22 protein-coding genes and 2 riboswitches are annotated in these 20,346 nt (G+C 50.9%); of the genes, 15 read left to right on the plus strand and 7 right to left on the minus strand.

What is annotated here, in order from left to right; genetic code table 11:
- Positions 1-17: 17 nt before the first annotated feature.
- The 3 genes from LZ11_RS07575 to LZ11_RS07585 all read left to right on the plus strand — a co-directional run bounded on the left by LZ11_RS07575 (position 18) and on the right by LZ11_RS07585 (position 2,923).
- Complete coding sequence (locus tag LZ11_RS07575) at positions 18-836, plus strand: M55 family metallopeptidase (RefSeq protein ID WP_148867297.1); 819 nt, start codon at positions 18-20, stop codon at positions 834-836.
- 19 nt (positions 837-855) lie between these two features.
- Positions 856-2,016: an amidohydrolase gene (locus LZ11_RS07580; RefSeq protein WP_148867298.1), complete on the plus strand. Its 1,161-nt coding sequence runs from the start codon at positions 856-858 to the stop codon at positions 2,014-2,016.
- A gap of 90 nt (positions 2,017-2,106) precedes the next feature.
- Positions 2,107-2,237, plus strand: a riboswitch (FMN riboswitch).
- Positions 2,238-2,305: 68 nt separating this feature from the next.
- Positions 2,306-2,923, plus strand: coding sequence for an ECF transporter S component (locus tag LZ11_RS07585; protein ID WP_148867299.1), 618 nt, complete (start codon positions 2,306-2,308; stop codon positions 2,921-2,923).
- Positions 2,924-2,977: 54 nt separating this feature from the next.
- Here LZ11_RS07585 and hepT read toward each other — a convergent pair whose 3' ends face one another.
- Positions 2,978-3,400: a type VII toxin-antitoxin system HepT family RNase toxin gene (hepT, locus tag LZ11_RS07590; RefSeq protein ID WP_148867300.1), complete on the minus strand. Its 423-nt coding sequence runs from the start codon at positions 3,398-3,400 to the stop codon at positions 2,978-2,980.
- On the minus strand, positions 3,397-3,792 hold the full coding sequence (locus LZ11_RS07595) for a nucleotidyltransferase domain-containing protein (RefSeq protein WP_170240331.1): 396 nt from the start codon (positions 3,790-3,792) through the stop codon (positions 3,397-3,399). Before LZ11_RS07595 ends, hepT begins: the two co-directional genes overlap by 4 nt.
- Before the next feature lie 293 nt (positions 3,793-4,085).
- On the opposite strand from LZ11_RS07595, the gene tsaE reads away from it, so the two are divergent.
- The 3 genes from tsaE to rimI are packed head-to-tail and all read left to right on the plus strand — an operon-like array spanning position 4,086 to position 5,711.
- Complete coding sequence (tsaE, locus tag LZ11_RS07600) at positions 4,086-4,544, plus strand: tRNA (adenosine(37)-N6)-threonylcarbamoyltransferase complex ATPase subunit type 1 TsaE (protein WP_148867301.1); 459 nt, start codon at positions 4,086-4,088, stop codon at positions 4,542-4,544.
- Complete coding sequence (tsaB, locus tag LZ11_RS07605; RefSeq protein ID WP_148867302.1) at positions 4,541-5,275, plus strand: tRNA (adenosine(37)-N6)-threonylcarbamoyltransferase complex dimerization subunit type 1 TsaB; 735 nt, start codon at positions 4,541-4,543, stop codon at positions 5,273-5,275. The genes tsaE and tsaB overlap by 4 nt, the downstream gene beginning before the upstream one ends.
- Entirely contained in the window at positions 5,241-5,711 is a 471-nt protein-coding gene (rimI, locus tag LZ11_RS07610; RefSeq protein ID WP_148867303.1) for a ribosomal protein S18-alanine N-acetyltransferase, read from the plus strand. Before tsaB ends, rimI begins: the two co-directional genes overlap by 35 nt.
- Before the next feature lie 104 nt (positions 5,712-5,815).
- On the opposite strand, the gene tsaD is transcribed toward rimI, so the two are convergent.
- Positions 5,816-6,829, minus strand: coding sequence for a tRNA (adenosine(37)-N6)-threonylcarbamoyltransferase complex transferase subunit TsaD (gene tsaD / locus LZ11_RS07615; RefSeq protein ID WP_148867304.1), 1,014 nt, complete (start codon positions 6,827-6,829; stop codon positions 5,816-5,818).
- 274 nt (positions 6,830-7,103) lie between these two features.
- Here tsaD and LZ11_RS07620 point away from each other — a divergent pair, with 274 nt between their 5' ends.
- The 7 genes from LZ11_RS07620 to LZ11_RS07650 all read left to right on the plus strand — a co-directional run bounded on the left by LZ11_RS07620 (position 7,104) and on the right by LZ11_RS07650 (position 13,252).
- Positions 7,104-7,409 (plus strand): (2Fe-2S)-binding protein, encoded by a 306-nt coding sequence (locus LZ11_RS07620; RefSeq protein WP_148867326.1) that lies wholly within the window; start codon positions 7,104-7,106, stop codon positions 7,407-7,409.
- Positions 7,406-8,497 (plus strand): NAD(P)/FAD-dependent oxidoreductase, encoded by a 1,092-nt coding sequence (locus LZ11_RS07625; protein WP_148867305.1) that lies wholly within the window; start codon positions 7,406-7,408, stop codon positions 8,495-8,497. Before LZ11_RS07620 ends, LZ11_RS07625 begins: the two co-directional genes overlap by 4 nt.
- 15 nt (positions 8,498-8,512) lie before the next feature.
- Positions 8,513-9,010, plus strand: a complete 498-nt coding sequence (locus LZ11_RS07630) for a 4Fe-4S binding protein (protein ID WP_148867306.1) — start codon at positions 8,513-8,515, stop codon at positions 9,008-9,010.
- A complete protein-coding gene (locus LZ11_RS07635; RefSeq protein WP_148867307.1) occupies positions 9,007-9,291 on the plus strand; it encodes a (2Fe-2S)-binding protein in 285 nt (94 codons plus the stop codon). The genes LZ11_RS07630 and LZ11_RS07635 overlap by 4 nt, the downstream gene beginning before the upstream one ends.
- Positions 9,275-10,420: an NAD(P)/FAD-dependent oxidoreductase gene (locus LZ11_RS07640; RefSeq protein WP_148867308.1), complete on the plus strand. Its 1,146-nt coding sequence runs from the start codon at positions 9,275-9,277 to the stop codon at positions 10,418-10,420. The genes LZ11_RS07635 and LZ11_RS07640 overlap by 17 nt, the downstream gene beginning before the upstream one ends.
- Before the next feature lie 78 nt (positions 10,421-10,498).
- Positions 10,499-11,050: a DedA family protein gene (locus LZ11_RS07645; protein WP_246110752.1), complete on the plus strand. Its 552-nt coding sequence runs from the start codon at positions 10,499-10,501 to the stop codon at positions 11,048-11,050.
- Positions 11,051-11,524: 474 nt separating this feature from the next.
- Positions 11,525-13,252 carry a PEP/pyruvate-binding domain-containing protein gene (locus LZ11_RS07650; RefSeq protein WP_148867309.1) on the plus strand — a complete coding sequence of 576 codons (1,728 nt, stop codon included), beginning with the start codon at positions 11,525-11,527 and terminating at the stop codon, positions 13,250-13,252.
- 46 nt (positions 13,253-13,298) lie between these two features.
- Here LZ11_RS07650 and LZ11_RS07655 read toward each other — a convergent pair whose 3' ends face one another.
- From LZ11_RS07655 to LZ11_RS07665, 3 genes are all read right to left on the minus strand, one after another.
- Positions 13,299-15,470, minus strand: a complete 2,172-nt coding sequence (locus LZ11_RS07655; RefSeq protein ID WP_148867310.1) for a YcdB/YcdC domain-containing protein — start codon at positions 15,468-15,470, stop codon at positions 13,299-13,301.
- Positions 15,471-15,819: 349 nt separating this feature from the next.
- Positions 15,820-16,113, minus strand: coding sequence for an EscU/YscU/HrcU family type III secretion system export apparatus switch protein (locus tag LZ11_RS07660; protein ID WP_148867311.1), 294 nt, complete (start codon positions 16,111-16,113; stop codon positions 15,820-15,822).
- A gap of 28 nt (positions 16,114-16,141) precedes the next feature.
- Positions 16,142-17,068, minus strand: coding sequence for a hypothetical protein (locus LZ11_RS07665; protein ID WP_148867312.1), 927 nt, complete (start codon positions 17,066-17,068; stop codon positions 16,142-16,144).
- Between the two features lie 155 nt (positions 17,069-17,223).
- Positions 17,224-17,327: riboswitch (purine riboswitch) on the plus strand.
- 60 nt (positions 17,328-17,387) lie between these two features.
- Here LZ11_RS07665 and LZ11_RS07670 point away from each other — a divergent pair.
- Positions 17,388-18,725, plus strand: a complete 1,338-nt coding sequence (locus LZ11_RS07670; protein ID WP_148867313.1) for an NCS2 family permease — start codon at positions 17,388-17,390, stop codon at positions 18,723-18,725.
- Positions 18,726-18,887: 162 nt separating this feature from the next.
- Positions 18,888-20,006, plus strand: a complete 1,119-nt coding sequence (locus LZ11_RS07675) for a DUF362 domain-containing protein (protein WP_148867314.1) — start codon at positions 18,888-18,890, stop codon at positions 20,004-20,006.
- 57 nt (positions 20,007-20,063) lie between these two features.
- Here LZ11_RS07675 and LZ11_RS12880 read toward each other — a convergent pair whose 3' ends face one another.
- The gene (locus LZ11_RS12880) at positions 20,064-20,192 is read right to left on the minus strand and encodes a hypothetical protein (protein ID WP_281282722.1); all 129 of its coding nucleotides are present in this window, start codon (positions 20,190-20,192) and stop codon (positions 20,064-20,066) included.
- Positions 20,193-20,346 lie beyond the last annotated feature (154 nt).

The following is a 20,346-nucleotide window of genomic DNA, read 5'->3' on the forward strand; positions in this document are numbered from 1 at the left end:
AGGGAGGAGGGGCTCTTTTGAAGATCTACATATCCGCCGACATGGAAGGCATTTCTGGAGTCGTCTCGCTGGCTCACGTGGAACCTGGGTCAGGGGAATACGAGAGGTTCAGGCGGCTGATGACCAGGGAGGTAAACGCGGTGGTGGAGGCCGCCTTTGAATTTGGGGCCTCTGAAGTCGTTGTGAACGATTCTCACAATAACATGGACAATATCCTGGTGGAAGAACTCCATCCCCGGACTTCCCTGATAAGCGGTAGTCCGAAACCCCTCAGCATGATGCAGGGAATCGATGGGAGTTTCGATGCGGTATTTTTCATCGGATACCACGCCCGGGCCGGTAGTTCCGAAGCCATAATGGACCATACCTATACCGGCAGGGTGATGTGCGCTAAAATAAACGGCAAATCCATGAGCGAGGCCGGATTGAACGGCAGGCTGGCGGGTTACTACGGCGTGCCCGTGGTGCTGGTGACCGGAGACCAGAACGCGGTAAAGTGCGCCAGGGAGGAGCTCGACGATCCGGTGGGAGTGGTGGTGAAAGAGGCTGTCACCAGGTATTCGGCCAGGGTTTACCCCTTCGATGTGGTGAAAGAGCGGATCCGGGAAGGGGTAAGGCAGGCCCTTGAGGACGTCTCGCGTTTCAGGCCAACCGTCGAGGAGGGAATCGTCGAGCTGGAAGTTACCTTTAACCAGTCGATTCTGGCCGATATGGCCCTTCTTATTCCCGGCATGACAAAAAAGGATGCCAGGACCGTGGTTTACACCGCTGCGGATTATTTAGAGGCGTATAAAGCGTTCAGAGCGGCTTTGGCCATAAATTCCGGGATACGATAAAAAGGCTGGAGGGATGAGTATGATAGCCATAAAAGGCGGCACGGTTTACACCATGAAAGGCGAGGTTCTGGAAAACGGAATTGTGCTGGTCGAAGGCGGCAGGATCAGTAAGGTCGGTAAAAATTTGCGGATTCCGTCAGGCTGCGAGGTAATAGACGCGAGGGGTAAGTACGTGTTCCCCGGTTTCATCGACGCCCACAGCCACGTGGGCATTTTCGAGGAGGCTGTCGGGGCCATCGGCGAAGACGGCAACGAGTGGACGGACCCCCTCACACCGCATCTCAGGGCCCTTGACGCGGTAAATCCCAGGGATAAGGCCTTTGAAGACGCGGTGAAGGGCGGCGTTACCTGCGTCTTTACAGGGCCGGGTAGTGCCAACGTCATAGGTGGTCAGGCTATAGCCGTAAAAACCTACGGCCGGGTCATAGATAAGATGGTGGTCAAAGCCCCCGCGGGGTTGAAGGTAGCCTTCGGGGAAAATCCGAAGCGCGTTTACGGTGACCAAAAAAAGATGCCGTCTACCCGCATGGGCACCGCCGCTCTTCTGCGGGAAGCTCTGGTTAAGGCCAGAAACTACAAGGAGAAACGGGACCGGGAGAGGAAGGAGAATGAGGTCTTTGAAAGGGACCTGAAGATGGAAGTTCTGTGTGACGTGCTGGAGAAGAAGATTCCCCTCAGGGCTCACGCTCACAGAGCCGACGACATAATGACGGCCGTCAGGATAGCTCGGGAGTTCGATGTGGACATAGCTATTGAACACTGCACCGAGGGGCACCTGATAGCCGGCGAACTGGCCGAGCTGGGCGTAGCCGCCGTTGTAGGCCCGTCGCTCACGTCCCGCTCCAAGGTGGAATTGAAGGACCTGAGCTTTAAGACTCCAGGGATACTGGCGAGCAGGGGCGTTAAAGTGGCCATAATGACCGACCATCCGGTTATACCCATCCAGTATTTGAACATATGCGCCGCCCTGGCGGTAAAAGAGGGAATGCGCACCGAGGACGCCCTGGCCGCCATTACCATCAATGCGGCCGAGATAATAGGCATCGCCGACAGGGTGGGCAGCATCGAAGAAGGCAAGGACGCCGATATAGTGGTATGGGACGGCTTCCCCCTGGAGATAATGTCAAAGCCGGAGCTCGTAATGATAGAGGGCCAGGTGGTGTATAAGAACTCTGAGTAGTTTTATTTAATAGGCTGATGGGTGTTTGATTTCACTTGCACTTGTAAGGAGTGTGTGGTATACTAATTTAGGAAATAAGTAAATCAAGGGTTAAGCCTTCGGGGCAGGGTGAAATTCCCGACCGGCGGTAAGCCTTCATGGCGAGCCCGCGAGCCCTTTTAAGGGGTTGACCCGGTGAAAATCCGGGGCCGACGGTAAAGTCCGGATGGGAGAAGGCGATCATGAAGTAATTTGACGCTATAGCCCCGGGGTGTGTCCCGGGGCTTCAAATTTTACTGGAGGTGTAAATATGAACGCTTTAAACCAGCCCAAAGCAGCAGCGTGGCGCGAGACCAAAAATATTACTAAGGTGGCGGTGCTCGGAGTAATGGCCTTTTTCATAATGACCTATCTTGAGTTTCCGCTGCCGTTATTTCCTGCCTTTCTGAAGATGGACCTGAGCGATCTGCCGGCACTGCTCGCCGGTTTCGGGGTGGGCCCCTGGGCGGCGGTGCTGGTGGAGGTGCTCAAGAACATCCTGCACGCCATTTTTAAAAATCAGACCGCTTTTGTGGGAGAAGCCGCCAACCTGCTTACGGGCATACTTTTTGTGGTGCCGGCAGCCCTGTTGTATTCGGTGAGGAAGACCCGGCTGAACGCAATACTGGGAATGGCCGCGGGTACGGTCATAATGACCCTGGGTATGGCCTTGGCCAATTACTATGTTTTCATACCTCTGTACGCGAAGGTCTTCAACATTCCCGTGGATGCTATTGTAGGTATGGGCACCAGTGTCAACAGTAGGGTCATAGACCTCAAGACGCTGGTCGTATACAGCATCGTGCCCTTCAACATCATAAAGGGCTTCATGCTTACGGCCGTCACCATGCTGATCTACAAAAGGGTTTCGCCGCTATTGCATATGTAATAGGTATGGTAAATAAGAAGGCTGTCCCTAAGTGTAACAGGGGCAGCCTTTTTGTTAGCGATTTAAATACGTCATTATTGCTTTTACAAAATCTTTAATATCATCAAGGTCGTCGCATATTATTTGGTAAAGTTCTTCATTGGTTATAAGGTTATATAAATGCACCATGCGATTCAGGTAACCCGCCATTTCCAGTAATTTTTGTCCTAATTCTTCGTCGACAATATTTTCTTTTTGCAATCCTTTCGCGATGGACTTGTATTCAAGGGTTAAGTCAATGTGCCCGGTTTTTGCAAGAATGTGCCTTCCTATATCAAAAATAGCTTCCAATGACCTCCTTAAATAACTCTCAGCTGCTCCGGTATAGATTCCGCTTTTAAGAAACTCTTCTTTTGGAAATTTTTTTAATTCCTCTAATTCTTTTAGATATGATTGAATTAGCTCAAGCCGTTCTATAATAGCCATTTTATTAATCATCGTAATTCCTCCAACCGTTCTTCGTAATATTTATTGAGGATGTATCTGAAGTCTGCGGCTCTAGCCAGTATCTTGAGTTCATAGTCGTCCTTTAAACTTTCAGATTTGGCATATGCACAAATACCAAGTATAGCTTCCGCCTGAAAAACTGAATGAGTTTCCTGTAAAAAAACCAGATCAAGAGAAGGAAATATATCGATAAAATCATTATAAACGGCTGCATACAGTTTACGCCTGTCGACAATCTTATTTACATCAAACGAAAAAACTACACCTACATCGATATCCGCCAACGGGTCAACAATAGTTACTTTTTCGCCGTTTATTATTTTTCGAGCGTTTTCCTTCTGTGAACCAAAGAGGTACACGAGTATAAGTCGTGTTTGTGACATATTTTTTCCAATTCTTTATGTAAATTGTTTCTTTCATCGGTATGCCGCATTTTATACTCTCTCCAATTAATTGTTACAAGAATTTACCGTAGTCTATTATATCAAATCAAAAGGCAAAAAAGAAGCGGGATTTCACCCCGTGATAGCACCAATATTTTTAGCATCAATGAGTCTTATGACAGCCGGAGGTTGGGCCCAAATGCCTGGGAGTGGAATTTATCTGATTTTACCATTAGGTAATTTGCGGTATAATGTAAATGTGAATATATATGAATGGAGAAAGAATGAGGGAAATGAAGGCAACTTTTGAAACAAACGGTGTGCTGGAGACCGAAAAGCTGGGCGAAGCCCTGGGCAAACTGCTTTCGCCCGGGGACTGCGTGGCTCTCCAAGGAGAGCTGGGCGCCGGTAAAACGGCCTTTACCAGGGGGCTTGCAAGGGGACTGGATGCCGTCGATTATGTGACGAGCCCCACTTTTACGATAATTAACGAGTACGGGGGTGATATACCCCTGGCCCACATGGACGTCTACCGGCTTAACGACGCCTTTGAACTGGAAGACATAGGGTTCAGGGAGTATCTAAGAAGCCATGTGGTGGTGGTGGAATGGGCCGGTAAGGTGGCGGATATCCTGCCGCCGGAAGTTCTCTGGGTAGAATTCGAAATCCTGGACGATAAAAGGAGGAGAATAACCTTCACGGCAACGGCCGGGCGATACGAAAAAATAATACGGGAGTTGAAGCAGCAATGAAGATTTTGGGAATAGATACATCTTCGGCGGTGGCAACAGCAGCGCTGCTCCATGAGGACAGGTTGGCGGCCGAATTCGTCCTGAACAACCGGCATCCTCACCTGGAAAAACTTATCTCTATGATAGACCGGCTGCTTACCGATTCCGGCACAGAACTGAAGGAGCTGGATGCCGTAGCGGTGGCCGTCGGGCCCGGGTCCTTTACAGGTATCAGGATAGGAATGGCCTGTGCCCAGGGGCTTTCTCACGTTTACGGTATACCTCTCGTGGGGGTCAATACCCTGGATGCCCTGGCATACAACTTAATGCATTGCGGCGACCTCATATGCCCCGCCGTCGACGCCCAGAGGGGAGAAGTTTATACCTGCCTCTACCGCTGGGAAGAAGGGGAGCTGAAGCGCCTCGGGAATTATGAAGTAGTTAAGGCGGAAAAACTTGCCGAGCGCCTGCTCAAACTGGACGAAAAAACCATACTGCTAGGGGACGGTGCGGGCCTGGTGACTGCAGCGCTGTCTGAAGGTCTACCGGCCAGGGGGAGAATCAACGTTGCCCACCGGGTATTTGCCATGCCCAGGGCTTCTTCGGTGGCGGCGGCGGGATTAAAGGATTTTCTAAACGGCAAGACCTGGAACTGTTTTTCCATCAGGCCCTTTTACATGAGAAAATCGCATGCGGAGGAAAAATGGGAGGAAAGATATGGAAAGGGCGGAACGGGAAAAGGTAACCATTGATCTTATGAGGCTGGAAGACCTGGATCAGGTGATAGAGATAGAAAAGTTAAGCTTTACCAACCCCTGGTCCAGAAACGCCTTTGCCTCGGAGCTGACGGACAACCATTTCTCCACCTACATAGTGGCCAAAGTTAACAGCACAATAGTGGGTTATGCCGGGATGTGGCTGATTGTGGACGAAGCCCACGTAACCAATGTGGCGGTCCTGCCCGAGTACCGGGGAAGGGGGATAGGGGAGCTCCTGATGAGGTCTCTCATGGACATTGCCTGGAGAAACGGCGCCCGTAGAATGACCCTTGAAGTAAGAAAGAGCAACTACGTTGCCCAGAACCTTTATTCAAAGCTGGGGTTTGAGCCCATGGGCATAAGGCGCGGCTATTATACCGACAACCGGGAAGATGCGGTCATCATGTGGACAGATTTGATTGAAAAGTAAGTTTTATCCACATATCCACAGAGTTATCCACAGACAAAAATTAAAAAACCGCCCCTTGTACCCAACTTATCCACAATATCCCCAGATTCATTTTCCACAGCTCATTAAAAGAGCCTCAGGTTTGCATAGGCGTCAAGACCCAGATCTGAGGAAAACCCCTGCTTGTACCTGTAGTAACCCGCGCACGCTATCATAGCGGCGTTGTCGGTGCAGAGTTTGACCGGTGGGAAGCGGACTTCCAGATCCCCGCCAGCCCTATTCAGCAGTTCCTCTCTAAGGCGGCTGTTGGCCGCGACTCCTCCCGCCAGCGCTATAACCTTCGAATTAACTCGCCTTGCCGCTTCCAGGGTGTTTTCCGCCAGGGCAGTTACCACCGCTTTCTGGAAACTGGCTGCTACGTCTTCTACTTTCACCGGAATCCCCTTCTGCCTGCTGTTGTTGAGGAAGTTCAGCACCGCCGACTTGAGCCCGCTGAAGCTGAAGTCCAGGTCCCCGTCCTTTATGCGGGCCACCGGAAATGCGATGGCGTTCTCGTCACCGGATCGTGCGATTTTATCGATCAGCGGTCCGCCGGGATAACCCAGGCCTAGAGCCCGGGCTATTTTGTCGAAGGCTTCGCCCGCAGCATCGTCCAGTGTTCTACCCAGCACCTCGTATACCCCGTGATCCCGCATGTGTATAAGGTGCGTATGTCCTCCCGAAACCACCAGGCAAATGAAGGGAGGTTCAAAATCGTTTTCAAGGAAGTTGGCGTATATGTGCCCCTCTATATGGTTAACACCTATGAGGGGTTTTTTTATTGCGTAGGCCACGGCTTTTGCGTAGGACACCCCCACCAGTAGGGCTCCTATGAGGCCCGGACCGTTGGTAACGGCCACCAGGTCTACGTCTTTAAACCCTACGCCGGCTTCCAGCAGGGCTTTTTCGACAACGGCGCAGATCGACTCCAGGTGCTTTCTTGAAGCGATCTCGGGCACGACGCCGCCGAATCTCTCATGCCATTCAGTTTGCGAGAGTATGATATTGGAGAGGATATTCCTGCCGTCAGCTACTACAGCCGCCGAGGTCTCGTCGCAGGAGGTCTCTATGCCCAGGGTAATGAATGTGCCGTCTTTCAATTCTGCACTCTCCTTTCTATATCAATGTTAGCACACCGGAGCGACGGGTGCAATTTGTGAAAGTGCAGACGAATAAATCAAATATTTAAAAATTATACTGTATTCGGAGGATTTTAACAAAGAGCATCGAATATTTATATTTGAAAATTTTGTTTTTGAGGAGGTGGTCTGCTACCTGCCGGCGATGGGCAAGAACCGCGTAACACCTGGGCGAGTTGAAGCGGGACATACTTAAGAGAAAGAATGGATAATTTGATGGCAAGGGGAGGATATGATGCGGATCGAAGAGCACCCAATTCTGACCTTTGATAGGGGCAGAGAAGTAGAATTCACTTTCAACGGCAGGAAGATGAAGGGTTACGAAGGAGAGCCTATAGCCGCAGCCTTACACGCCAACGGCGTGCGAGTGTTGAGCTACAGCAAGAAACTCCACAGGCCCCGGGGATTTTACTGCGCCATAGGCAACTGTTCCTCCTGTCTCATGACCGTAAACGGGGAACCTAATGTCAGGGTGTGCACCGAAAAACTCCGGGAGGGCATGGTAATTGAAACACAGCAGGGCAGGGGGGATCTCAAGTGAAGCACGCGGAAATAGCAGTTATAGGCGGCGGGCCGGCTGGCCTGATGGCGGCGCTGGCGGCGGCGGAAATGGGGGCGAAGGTTACCCTTGTAGACAGGAATTCCAGGCTGGGCGGCCAGCTCGTAAAGCAGACCCACAAGTTTTTCGGCTCTGAGAAGGAATACGCCTCCATCAGGGGTATTGACATAGGTAGGATACTCGCAACTGAAGTGCATAAAAACCCGAATATAGAGACGATGCTGAATTCCACTGTTGTCGCATACTATCCCGATGACGGCGTGCTCGGGATAGAGGTGGAAGAGAAAAAGTGGGTCAAGATGAAGGCCGAAAGGATTGTGGTGGCCACGGGAGCGTCGGAAAAATACCTGCTCTTTGAAAACAACGATCTTCCCGGCATTTACGGAGCCGGCGCCGTTCAGACCCTCATGAACGAGCACGGGGTTGTGCCGGGGAAAAACGTGCTTATGGTCGGGGCCGGCAACATAGGACTGATTGTCAGTTATCAGTTAATGCAGGCCGGGGTGAACGTCAAGGCCATCATCGATGCCGCTCCTTCCATAGGCGGATACTGGGTGCACGCGTCAAAGGTGGCAAGGCTCGGGGTGCCCATACTCACCTCGTATACGGTGAAGGCAGCCTATCCCAATGAAATGACCGGAGCCCTGGAAAGAGCCGTCATATGGAGGGTGGATGACAGGTGGCAGCCTGTACCCGGTACAGAAAAGGTATTTAACGTAGATGTTATGTGCATAGCAGTGGGCTTGTCGCCGCTGGCCGAGCTTTTGTGGCAGGCCGGGTGTAAGATGATGTACGTCCCGGAACTGGGCGGGCACGTACCCGTAAGGAATGATAATATGGAGACAACCGTTTCCGGGATTTACGTAGCCGGCGATGTGGCCGGAGTTGAAGAGGCCAGCAGCGCTATGATGGAAGGAAGGCTGGCGGGCCTTTCGGCGGCCAAGAGCCTGGGCTATGATGACGGAACCTACGAGGAGAAAAAAGCCGAGGCATTGAAAGAACTCGAAAATCTGCGTTCTGGGCCTGTGGGCGGAAAAATCCGCAAAGGCCTGGCACAATTAGCGTCGTGAGGGAGGTGGCTAAGTATGCTCGCTACCAACGGTATTCCGACAGCGGAGGAACTGGCTCCCAGGATTCCGCCGGCCGAAAGACTTAAAAAGGGACCGGTAGCTATTATAGAGTGTTTCCAGAAAATCCCTTGTAACCCCTGCTCTACCGCGTGCAAAACCGGTGCGATAGAGAAGTTCGAAGACATAAATGACCTTCCCTCCGTCGATCTTGAAAAATGCACCGGTTGTGGTCTTTGCATAAGCAAGTGCCCGGGCCTGGCGATATTCGTCGTCGATGAGACTTATTCGGAGATGGAAGCAGCCGTATCGCTACCCTTCGAGTTTCTGCCGCTTCCCGCCGAGGGCGAAGAAGTAGACGTGCTGGACAGGAGCGGAAAGACGGTGGGAAGGGGTAAGGTTATCAGGGTGAGGAACGGTAAATACGAGGACAGAACCCCGGTCGTCACGGTTGCCGTTCCCAAAGAGCTTTCCATGGTAGTGAGGAATATAAGGGTCGGAGGGGATAGGAGATGAAGAGCAAGACCGTAATTTGCCGGTGCGAGGATGTGACCCTCGAGGAAATTGAGGAGTTGATGGAAAAGGGATATACCTCGATGGATGAGATAAAGCGCATCACCCGTTGCGGCATGGGCCAGTGCCAAGGCCGCACCTGCAGGACACTGCTTTTGGCCGAACTGGCAAAGGCTGTGAAAACCCATCCGGCCGAAATCAAGATAACCACGTTCCGGCCCCCTGCCAAAAACATCAAGATGTCGGTGATACTGGGAGGTATTGATAATGAACAGAACGGCTGAAATCGTAATAATCGGCGGGGGTATTTCGGGGCTTGCTACGGCGTATAACCTGGCGGCTATGGGTATGAAGGACGTGGTGGTTCTCGAAAAGAGTTATCTCATGAGCGGTTCCACCGGCCGCTGCGGCGCGGGTGTCAGGCAGCAGTGGGGGACCGAAATGAACTGCCTGCTGGCCAAAGCTTCCTGCGAGATATTCGAAAATCTAAACGAGATTCTGGACTACGAAGGGGATATCGAGTTCAAGCAGGGCGGCTACCTGCTCATGGCCGTCACCGAAAAAGAAGTCGAACAGTTCAAGAAGAACGTAGCCCTTCAGAACAGCCTGGGCATAAAATCGGTGCTTCTAAGCCCGGAAGAAGCGTTGGAAATAGTGCCGGACCTCAACATAGAAGGTATACTGGCGTGCGCCTTTCACCATAAGGACGGTCACGCAAACCCGTTCCATACCATGATAGCTTATGCGGAAGCTGCCAAAAGGCTCGGCGTAAAGATTTATACCTATACCGAAGTTACGGGCATTATGGTCGAAGGCGGCAGGATTAGGGGAGTGAAAACCAACAGGGGAGATATATTTACCGGCAGGGTGCTCATCGCTGCCGGCGCCTGGTCCAGAGAAGTCGGCGCGATGGCCGGCGTAGACATACCCGTCAGGCCGGAGCGCCACCAGATACTAGTGACAGAGCCGGTGAACCACCGGCTGGGTCCCATGATAATGTCCTTTGCAGGCAATATATACTGTCAGCAGGAGCCGGGCGGTGAATTCATAATGGGTTACGGTCCGGCCGAGCACGAAACATACAGCATAACCTCCTCCTGGGATTTTCTGGAGGTTATGTGCCGGAAGGCGGTGCGCTTCCTGCCCTATCTCAGGAACATCAGGATTGTGCGCCAGTGGTCGGGCCTGTATGAAATCTCCCCCGACGCCCAGCCCATCCTGGGAAGGGTGGAACAGGTGGAGGGACTTTATGTTGCCACCGGTTTTTCCGGCCACGGATTTATGTTCGGCCCCATCACCGGTGTGCTCATGGCTCAATGTATCCTGGGCCTTCCCACGACGATACCCATCGACAAACTGGACCTGGCGAGGTTCGAGAGAGGAGAGCTTATCTTCGAACCGTCTGTCGTATGAGGGGTGTTTTCACCCCTTATTTTTTTATATTTTTTATTAAAAGAGGGAAAATAACAAGACGGGAAGAAATAAAATTTTATGGTGATAGTCATGAACTCCCTTTTATCGGAGCTATACGAGGTGGTACTAGACTACGGTTACGTCGCCATCTTTGCTATACTGGCCTTCGAAGGCACGGGCATGCCCGCACCGGTCCAGGTGGTATTCCTGGCGGCGGCCTTCCTCATAAAAAAGGGTAAAATTTCTTTCTGGACGGCGGTGCTCACCATGGCTCTGGGCAACCTGCTGGGAAACGTGCTCGCGTATTATGCCGGCCGTATCAAGGGGAAACCCTTTTTCGACAGGTACGGGGAAAAAATCAAGCTATGGCGGGAAGGTTTTGACCGGATAAAGGAGTGGTACAGCCGCTACGGCGGCCTGGTGATCGTGGGCAGCCGCCTTATAGGCATTCCGCGTACACCGGCCGTCTGGGCTTCGGGGATCATCGGGATCGATTTCAGGGTCTATGTAATTTATAGTTTTCTGGCAGATTTTATATGGGCATCCTTTTACACCTTCTTAATGTATAAAGGCCTGGCGCTGCTCCACCTGATCGGGCGGTTTATAATAAAAAGTAAGAGCCCGCAATGACCTACGCTGCAGCTATCAGGGATCTCTACACAGCCCGCTGCAACCTTTCGGCTGCATGGGACCATCACAAAACCCCTGATAACCTCCGCTCGACTGCCATGAGTTCCTCAGAAGCCTGCAGCAATCTCTCGACTGCTGCAGACCTCCAGTTAAACCTTGTAAAAAAAGGTCCTAACCTGCGGAACCCATGACAATCTTAGCTCGAATGTTATACATCTCTTTTGACCCCAGAGTGACCCAAAAGGCCACTCTGAAGCCTTACAAGACGCATAACACTCTGCCCGCCGGCCGGTACCGAGCCTTTACCCGGTACCGACCTTTGGCCGACTACCGCAGAACCCCGTAAAGGGATCCTGCAGCAGTCTTGGCTCGGCCATTGCGAACCCCTACGTTTTTATTGTACTCCTAAGATGAATTTATATACTTACTAAAATTTTTTTTTATGAAATAATTATAAAGCAGGAGGCGGTAAAAATGGCGGAATACAGGAAACAAAAGCTCAAAGAATATATAGCCTTCGACCCGCTTCAATACGAGCGGTTCAGGCAGCAGACTCTGGGTTGCGGCACCATAGGCGGAAAGGCCAAAGGTTTTCTCTATTCCAAAATTATACTCAGAGAAAATAACGATGAGATTTTAGCAAATGTAATGATTCCCCCGAGTTATTTCATCGCCACCAGCGTGTACGAGGATTTTTTAGAAAAAAACGGTATTAGCAAAATTATAGAAGAATCGCCGCAGGATCTGGGGAGAATCCAGGGGGCAATTATGGAGGGTGAATTTCCCGGATATGTAAATGATTTCCTGAAAAGGGTTTTGAGCATAATGAAGTGTCCGCTGGCGATAAGGTCGTCTTCCATGCTGGAGGACAGTGTCAAATACTCCTTTGCGGGTAAGTACTTTACCACGTTCATACCCAACAGGGGCGGCGAAAAGGAGAGATTGCACCAGCTGGCCGGCGCCATAAAACAGGTATACGCCAGCACCTTCGGCAAAAACGCGGTGGTTTACAGAAAAAAGCACGGGCTGGCGGAGGAGAAGATGGCGGTGATTATCCAGCAGCTTTTCGGAAAGCAGAGGGGCGACGGCTTTTATCCGGAAATCGCCGGTGTAGGTTTTTCCCAGAACTACCGCCGTTTTACCGAGAGGATAAGAAAGGAAGACGGGGTCGTCCGTATGGTGTTCGGGCTCGGCACCAGGAGCACCGGCAGGGGATATGCCAGGACCTTTTCTCTGACGAACCTGGAGCTGAGGCCCGAAGGCAACAACGCCCAGGAAATAGCCAAGTACTCTCAGGAGACCTTTGACATGCTCAATCTGGAGACGGGGAAGCTGGAATCGTATAATATAAATGAGAGGCTTGACCTGATACCCTATCACAGGGGTTTCAACAGGCTGTGTTCCCTGTATTCCGCAGCTGAAAACGCGATAAAGGACATTCCACCCGTAGTGACCTCTATCAGCCCGGGAGATAAGCTCATATTCACCTTCGACAGATTTCCGGCTTATAAACCGCGCTTTTTCACGCTTATGAAATATCTTTTTTCGGTGCTCGAAGACGCTATGGGGATCGCAGTGGACGTGGAATGGGCTTATGAGCTGGAAGAGCCCAGATTCGCCCTTATCCAGGTGAGGCCCATGTCGAGCTGGGAAGAGTACCGGAAGGTCAGGATTCCCGAAGGAATAAAGAAGGAGGATATCATCCTCGCCGGCGACCGGATGCTGACCAACGGTATGGTGCAGGGCATCAAATACCTGGTGTACGTCGACCACGACGAATTCCACGCAAGCCCCGACAAATTCGCCATCGCCCGGGAAGTGGGCAGGGTGAACGAAAATCTGGCCGGCGAAAGATATATCCTGGTGGGGCCGGGGCGGTGGGGTTCCAGCAATCCCATGCTGGGTGTTCCCGTAAACTACAATGAGATATGCAACTGCGGCGTGCTGATAGAAGTGGGAATCCAAAGGAAGAGCTTCACACCGGAGCTGTCTTACGGCACCCATTTTTTCGCTGGTTTGGAGCTGGACGGAATCCTCTATATGCCGGTTTTCGACAGCATCGAGACCAATATAATCAATTTCGACTGGTTCAGAAACGCCCCCAGAAAAGCCACCGGTCACAGGGCAGTCTGGATTTACGAGGGGGAATTCGATGTTTACCTGGACGGGGATAACATGAAGGGAATTATATTAAAAAAATAAAGACGGGTTAAACAGGCGCGAGCCAGTTTAACCCGCCTTTTATGACTTACCTTTCCGTACTCATAAATCGCACGACGACAGTGGCGGCCTGGGCTCTGGTAACCGGGGCCTGCGGCAGGAATCTGCCGGAAATGCCCTTAATGAGGCCGAGGCCCATAGCGATGGCCGCATGGCCCCTGTAAGCGGGATTAACCGATGCGGCGTCTCCCGCCTTGATAACGTATATCTCCTGAAGGGAAGCGACCCTGTCGTACCCCATGGCTCTCACCAGGATTGCCGCCATCAGTTCCCGCGTAATGGGACCTTCAGCCTCGACTTCGCCCTTCTTAACAAATCCCGCCCTGACTGCGGCGTCGATGATCCTCTCGGCCTCTTCCCCGTCCTTTTCCGGCGGTACGGAGGTTCCGAACTTGAGGATAATTCCCAGCTCTTTCCCGACCGGGTAATTACCGGTGGCGGTAAGCATCATTTTAAGGAATTCGGCGGCGGTGATTTTTTCGTCGGGGCCGAACTTTTCGCCCTGCGAATCGATGATACCCATATTTACCAGCAGCTGCACGTTTTTTTCGGCCCAGTGGCCTTTAATATCGGTGAATTCAGGTTTGGGCTTTTCCTCGATGGGATTGCCGGCATAATCCAGGGGTTTCATGTCGAAGGCGTCGAAGGTGTACGAGGGCGACGGGCTGATACTATATACAAGCCTGTAGCCGCTTTTTTCCGGTTCAACAAAGCGCATGTAAGCCAGCTGCAGGCCTACTTTTTCGAGGAAGAGTTTTTCAGCCTGGCCTTCATCAACGACGCCTTCCGGTTCGGGGAAGGTGGTATCGTACCATCTGCTGTAATAACTTACGATCTTGCCGCTCTGGGCGTCGACAGTCACGCTGAAGCCGTTGTCCAGGAAGGGTATCCCGTTGACCTGCCTTGTGTAATTAAATACGAATTCTCTTGTTTTTTCCGGAACCGGCTGCGAATTTTCAGGGTTTTCGAGTTTAACCGTCAGGTACTTCTCGGGCTGAACCTTTTTTAGGAAATCACCGGCTTTTTTCGCGGCGTCTTCTCGGTCGAGGTTCTGTTTGAAATCATTTCTGTAACGCGAGCTGTCGTATATATCAAAGCTCAGAAGTTCTGAGGTCGAAGCGTCGACCCGAGCGCTTATTGAGCCGTAATCGTCGGGCTTTCCGGAGGTTTTCTCCCAGCTTATACTCCACACCCTGCGCCCGGGGTTGTCGTAATCCTCGTAAAGCCCTGCATACCGCTGCTCGTAATCACCGGGTATTTCCACGTATTTTTTTACGACCTCAACGGCTTTTTCCTTGGGGATAAGCTTTTTTGTAGCCTCCAGTTCCTTCTGTTCCTGAGGCGTCAGTTCACTTTCAGCCTGCTTAGCTGCTCCGGCTCCTGCCCCGTCAAAGTATATGGGATACCCGTAAGATCCCCGGCTCAGCACCTCTCCGGTGAAGGCGTCCACGTAAAAGTTGTGGGGATTGTTAACCTGATATACCAGTTTAACCTTTTGCTCTCTTGTTTCGTAATTGTAAAACCGCCTGTACATCAAAGTCAGTCCGGATTTTTCAAGGAATACCTTTTCAGCATCCTCTTTTGATATTATTTTTTCCGGAGACGGCAGTTCTTCAAAGGTCCACCGGAAGTTGTAGTTGATAATTTCGCCGGTAAAGGCGTCCACGGTGATATTAAAACCGTTATCGATTACCGGGATACCCTCATACATCCTTTGGAAATATAAGTTGTAATGGCGGGTGTAAATGTCGATTAGGGGCCTTACCGGCGGGACATCCTGCCGGCGGTAAACGGTCATTGCAAATTCTTGGGGCTGGAGTTTTGCCGCAAACTCTTGGGCAATCTTTTTCGCATCCTCTTCAGAAATCTTAGGCAAAAGAGTGCTCTTTCTAGTATCTTCTCCGGAGTAATTGGACAGCTGGATTATGTATCCCCTCTCGGCGTCCACCGTAACGTAGAGCCTCTTATAGGGTTCTTTGGAAGTACTCCAGTTCAGATTCCACATCCTGCCTTCTGGCGTTTCTCTAAAGTCTATAGAAAATTTGTCATAGATGCTGGTGTCGAAAAACTTTTTTACGAGCTCGACGGTCTGCTCCTGCGAGAATTTGGGATTTTCACCGGCCAGAGCAAGAGCGGGAACGGTTGAAAGAATGAAAAGAAGGATAAGCGCCCATACAAAAGGGGCCTTGAATCTCTTCACATGTTTTCCCTCCCTGATATGATATTTAAGGTGCGCTTTTCTGGAACCGTTCAAATCACCTCCCGTTATTGAAATTATAACATTATTTATAAAAGTCTTCTATCGGCAGGGGCCGATTTCCAGTTAATTTAATGTTACAAATTAATTATAAAAAATAACGGGCCTGTCCGGCCCCTTAATTTTGTTCCCATACGATCTTAAGAATTTTTTCCGTATCTTTTATGGCTTTATGGATTTTTTCCATAGCCACCCGGTCCTCTGAAAATAGCAGCCGTAGCATTATAGTCGCCTCCCGTTGATAATTATTATCAATATTGCTGCTGGTTATATTATAACATGAAAACAATTCTCAATCAAGAATATGTTGAGAATTTTTATCATCCAGCTGGTATAGGAAGGCGAGAATTTCGGCAACCGCTCTGTAGAGTTCGAGTGGAATTTCAAATCCGACTTCCACTGAAAGAAGGGCCTGGGCCAGCTCCGGGTCCGAGTGGATGGGAACTCCGTATTCCTTTGCTGTTTCTATTATCCTTTCGGCGGTTTCACCCCTGCCCGAAGCCACCACCTTGGGAGCACCGTCCCTTTCGGGGTCGTATTTTAAAGCTACGGCTTTCTTTTGGGGAAATTTTTCCCTTTCACTCACGACAACCTCTCCTTTTTCGCGGTTTTATTCATACGGTGACGTCCACGCCGCTGTTGACGCCTAGGGCGTCCAGGTCTTCTAAAAGGAATTTATCGGCTGCTATTCTGTGCCACTGCCAGCTGAGGGATTCGATCACCCGAGAAAAAGAGACCTTTTCCTTTATATTCTCGTATCTTTTCCTTGCAATGTCCAGCTTTTCCCGGTCTTCGAATACCAAACTACCGCCTATAACTCCCTTTGAATAAGTAAGATTAACGAGAATTCTTCCCAGGCTGGCTGCGTTCACCAGGAAAGACAGGGTGACGGGTAATGAATCAGGGCCTTCTTCCCGCCGCTTTTTTACCTTCAGCAGGATATTTCCAAAAAAGGGATGGTTCAAAGAGAAAAACGCCACCTGTACGTCTTTAAGGTTGGCGTGGGCCGCATTCAGAACCCTCACCGCGATCAGGGCGGAGGTGGTGGGTTCCGTAGATTCCCGGGTCACAGCACCGGTGGTTTCTTCGACCGAATTATTTCGAAGGCTCCCGGGCTCCCGGAATTGGGCTCGTTCGGACCGGGCCGGGTTTTCACCGGGACGGTCGATTTCCTCCAGCAATTGTTCAATGAACCGGGAGAGTATTTTCAGCCTGTTACGAGTTATGGGTATGTTCAGTTTTGACAGGGTAAGGAGAGATAAAAAATCCCCGGCAGTGGGGGCGGCGGTCTGAGTCTGGCCGGATGCTTTATCCTGCCGGTTTAAGACTTTAAACACGACCTGATTCTCAAAAAACCGGACTGGCTTTAGAGTGACGGTCTGCCCTTCCGCAAACAAGAGGCCGGTCCTGGCAAAGATTTTTTCCCCGTTTATATCAATGATATAGCCGCCTTCAACTTTATTGCAGACAACGGCCCTGCAGGTCATATCCATCGATACCGGAAGGTTCGTACTCAGGTTCTCGACCAGGAAGGTTCTCATAGCGTTGTCACCCTTTAATATATTTACCTTTATTATATAAAAATTTTTCCATTTAAGATACAGTATATGAGCGAACAATCACGAAAAATTTCTATTAAATGTTCGATTATATATTGACTTTATCGACGGTATCTGGTAATATATATTCATAAAAAATCGTTCATCCTTTAACCCCCTATATAATTCCGGGAATATGGCCCGGAAGTCTCTACCGGGTGGCCGTAAACCACCGCAGGCTATAGGGGAAAGTTTATTTCCCCCATAGTCGGGGACTTTTTTCTTTTTAACAGGGGGAATAATAAACCATGGAGGGATTCAGTTGAAGGAGGAGATGGCGATTTCCAGCAAAACATCCGGTAGTCTGGCGGACAGGTTCTTTAACCTCTCCGAAAGCGGAACCGACGTCAAGACTGAAGTCACCGCAGGTCTCACCACTTTTGTCACGATGGCCTATATACTCCTGGTCAATCCGATAATCCTCAAGGATGCGGGCCTGGACCAGGGGGCGGTGTTTATGGCTACCGCTCTGGCTGCCGCAGTGTCGACCCTGTTCATGGGGCTCTATGCCAATTACCCCTTTGCCCTTGCGCCCGGGATGGGCCTCAACGCCTTCTTCGCTTACGTAATGGTAGGCAATATGCAGATTCCATGGCAGACCGCTCTTGGTGCAGTATTTATCTCGGGTATAATCGCCGTAATCGTTACGCTGACCGGCCTCAGGGAGATGCTTATCAGAGCGATTCCGCTGCACCTGAAGCACGCCGTGGGCGCCGGTATAGGACTTTTCATAGCATTTATAGGCTTTAAAAACGCAGGTATAATAGTGTCAAATCCGGCCACTTTCGTGGATCTGGGCAACTTCAAGGATCCGGGCACTCTGCTCGCCACCATCGGCCTCGTCGTTACGGCGGTTCTGGTGGCGCGGGGGGTCAGGGGCGGAATGCTCCTGGGAATAATAATAACCACCATAATCGGGATACCCATGGGAATAACGAAATTACCCGGTTCTCTGATATCCGCACCCCCCAGCATGGCGCCCGGCCTTTTAAAGCTCGATATAGCTGGAGCCCTGAAGTTCTCGATGTATCCGGTGATATTCTCCCTTTTCTTTGCCGATCTCTTCGATACCATCGGCACCTTCGTCGGGGTTGCCAGCCGCACCGGTATGATAGATGAGAAGGGCAATTTAAAGAATGGCAACAAAGCCCTGTTTGCCGATTCCCTGGGTACCGTCATAGGTTCACTGCTGGGCACCAGTAACACTACCACCTATGTGGAAAGCGCCGCCGGCGTCAGCGCGGGGGGCAGGACGGGCCTCACTTCGGTGGTGGTATCGCTGCTTTTCACAGCCAGCATAATATTCTCGCCCTTAGCGCTGGCTGTACCGGCCCAGGCCACCGCTCCGGCCCTGATAATAGTAGGTATTTTCATGGCGAGCAGCCTTAATGAGATAAAATTCGACAACTTTTACGAGGCTTTCCCCGCCTTTATCACCGCCGTGCTCATGCCCTTGACCTTCAGCATCTCGATGGGACTTGCCGTAGGCTTCATATCCTATACCCTGCTGATGTTCCTGTCGGGCAGGGGAAAAGATGTCCACTGGATGATGTACGTGCTCACGGTGACCTTCGCGCTGTATTTCGTGTTCGTAAGATAACAGGAGCGATGAGCGGGGACTTTTAGCCCGCACCGACCAAGGGTGCGGGCTAAAAATTTGGACTTTGGAGGACCTGCAGGGTATCCGCGAGCTTCATGCAAATAGCGGCGTTTTTTGGTATAATTATAGAAAACACGGCATACAAAGGGTGGGGGTAATGCCATGAGTGCAAAAGTATATTTTTTCAACATGCGCGCAAAGAGGAGGTCCGAAAGCCTTTCAGCGAAGGTCGCGAAGCTCTTCGATGCCGCCGGATTTGCAAACATCATATCTGAAAACGACCTTGTAGCGATAAAGATTCATTTCGGAGAAAAGGGAAACAACGCCTACATAAACCCGGTATTCGTCCGGCAGGTTGTGGAAAAGATTAAAAATAGTGGAGGCAAACCTTTCCTCACGGATACGAACACCCTCTACAAGGGTTCCAGGAGCAACGGCATTGACCATATTGTGACCGCAATTGAAAACGGTTTTGCGTATGCAGTGGCTGGGGCTCCTGTAGTCATCGCCGACGGGATTGTGAGCAAGGACTCTGTTGAGGTTAAGATAGAAAAAAAGCATTTCGAGACTGTGAAGATCGCTTCCGGCATTTATTACGCCAATTCCATGATAGTAATGTCCCATTTTAAAGGCCATGAGATGGCGGGTTTTGGCGGAGCCATAAAGAACCTGGCCATGGGATGCGCCCCTGCCGCGGGCAAGCAGCAGCAGCACTCCACCGTGAAGCCCTTCGTGGACAAAAACTGCAGGAGGTGTCTCTCGTGTATCAGGAATTGCCCCGAGGAGGCAATTTCGCTGGTTGACGGGGCGGCGTACATCGATCCTGAAAAATGCGTCGGATGCGGCGAGTGCATCTCGATGTGCTACTTCGGCGTGATTAAACCCCAGTGGAAGACCGGTAACCGGGAGTTCATCGAGAGAATGACTGAGTACGCCTGCGGAGCCTTTCTCACAAAAAAGGGCAAAATAGCGTTTATGAACTTCGTAATGAACGTGACGCCGCTGTGCGATTGCACCCCCTGGAGCGACGCACCGCTGGTGCCCGATGTTGGCATCCTGGCGTCCCTGGACCCGGTGGCCATAGACCAGGCGAGCTATGACCTGGTAACGAACCAGCACGGCCACAGGAACAGTGCTCTGGGGGAGGCAAATAGGGGTTTCGAGCCCGGCGAGGACAAGTTCGCCGCTGTGCATCCGGAGGCCAACGGTCTGGTGCAGCTGGAATACGCCGAAAAACTGGGGATGGGTACCAGGAAATACGAGCTGGTGGAGTTAAACTAGAGAGGGAGGACAAAGGATCTACAAAAATAAGAGCCGTGCCTAGGGCACGGCTCTTATTTAGCATTTATCATGAAAGTCTTTGTCTCTAAAGTCGCCCAACAGGAGAAGAATCAGTATCAGAAATACTAGAAACGCCCTGCGATCGTCAAAAAATCCCTTGCGGTCGTCAAAAAATCCACCGGTCATTCCGGTACCTCCTTTTCACATTTTCTAGTTATAATATATTATAAAGCGGTAATCGGGGTTACTTTTCTAAGGTAACACTTTAATAGCCGAGGAAGAGAAGGATCAGTATCAGAAAAGCTATAAAAGCCTTGCGATGGCCCCAGTAAAGCCTCCG

The sequence above is a fragment of the Thermosediminibacter litoriperuensis genome (assembly GCF_008124715.1).
In the GTDB taxonomy this organism is placed as follows: Bacteria; Bacillota; Thermosediminibacteria; order Thermosediminibacterales; family Thermosediminibacteraceae; genus Thermosediminibacter; species Thermosediminibacter litoriperuensis.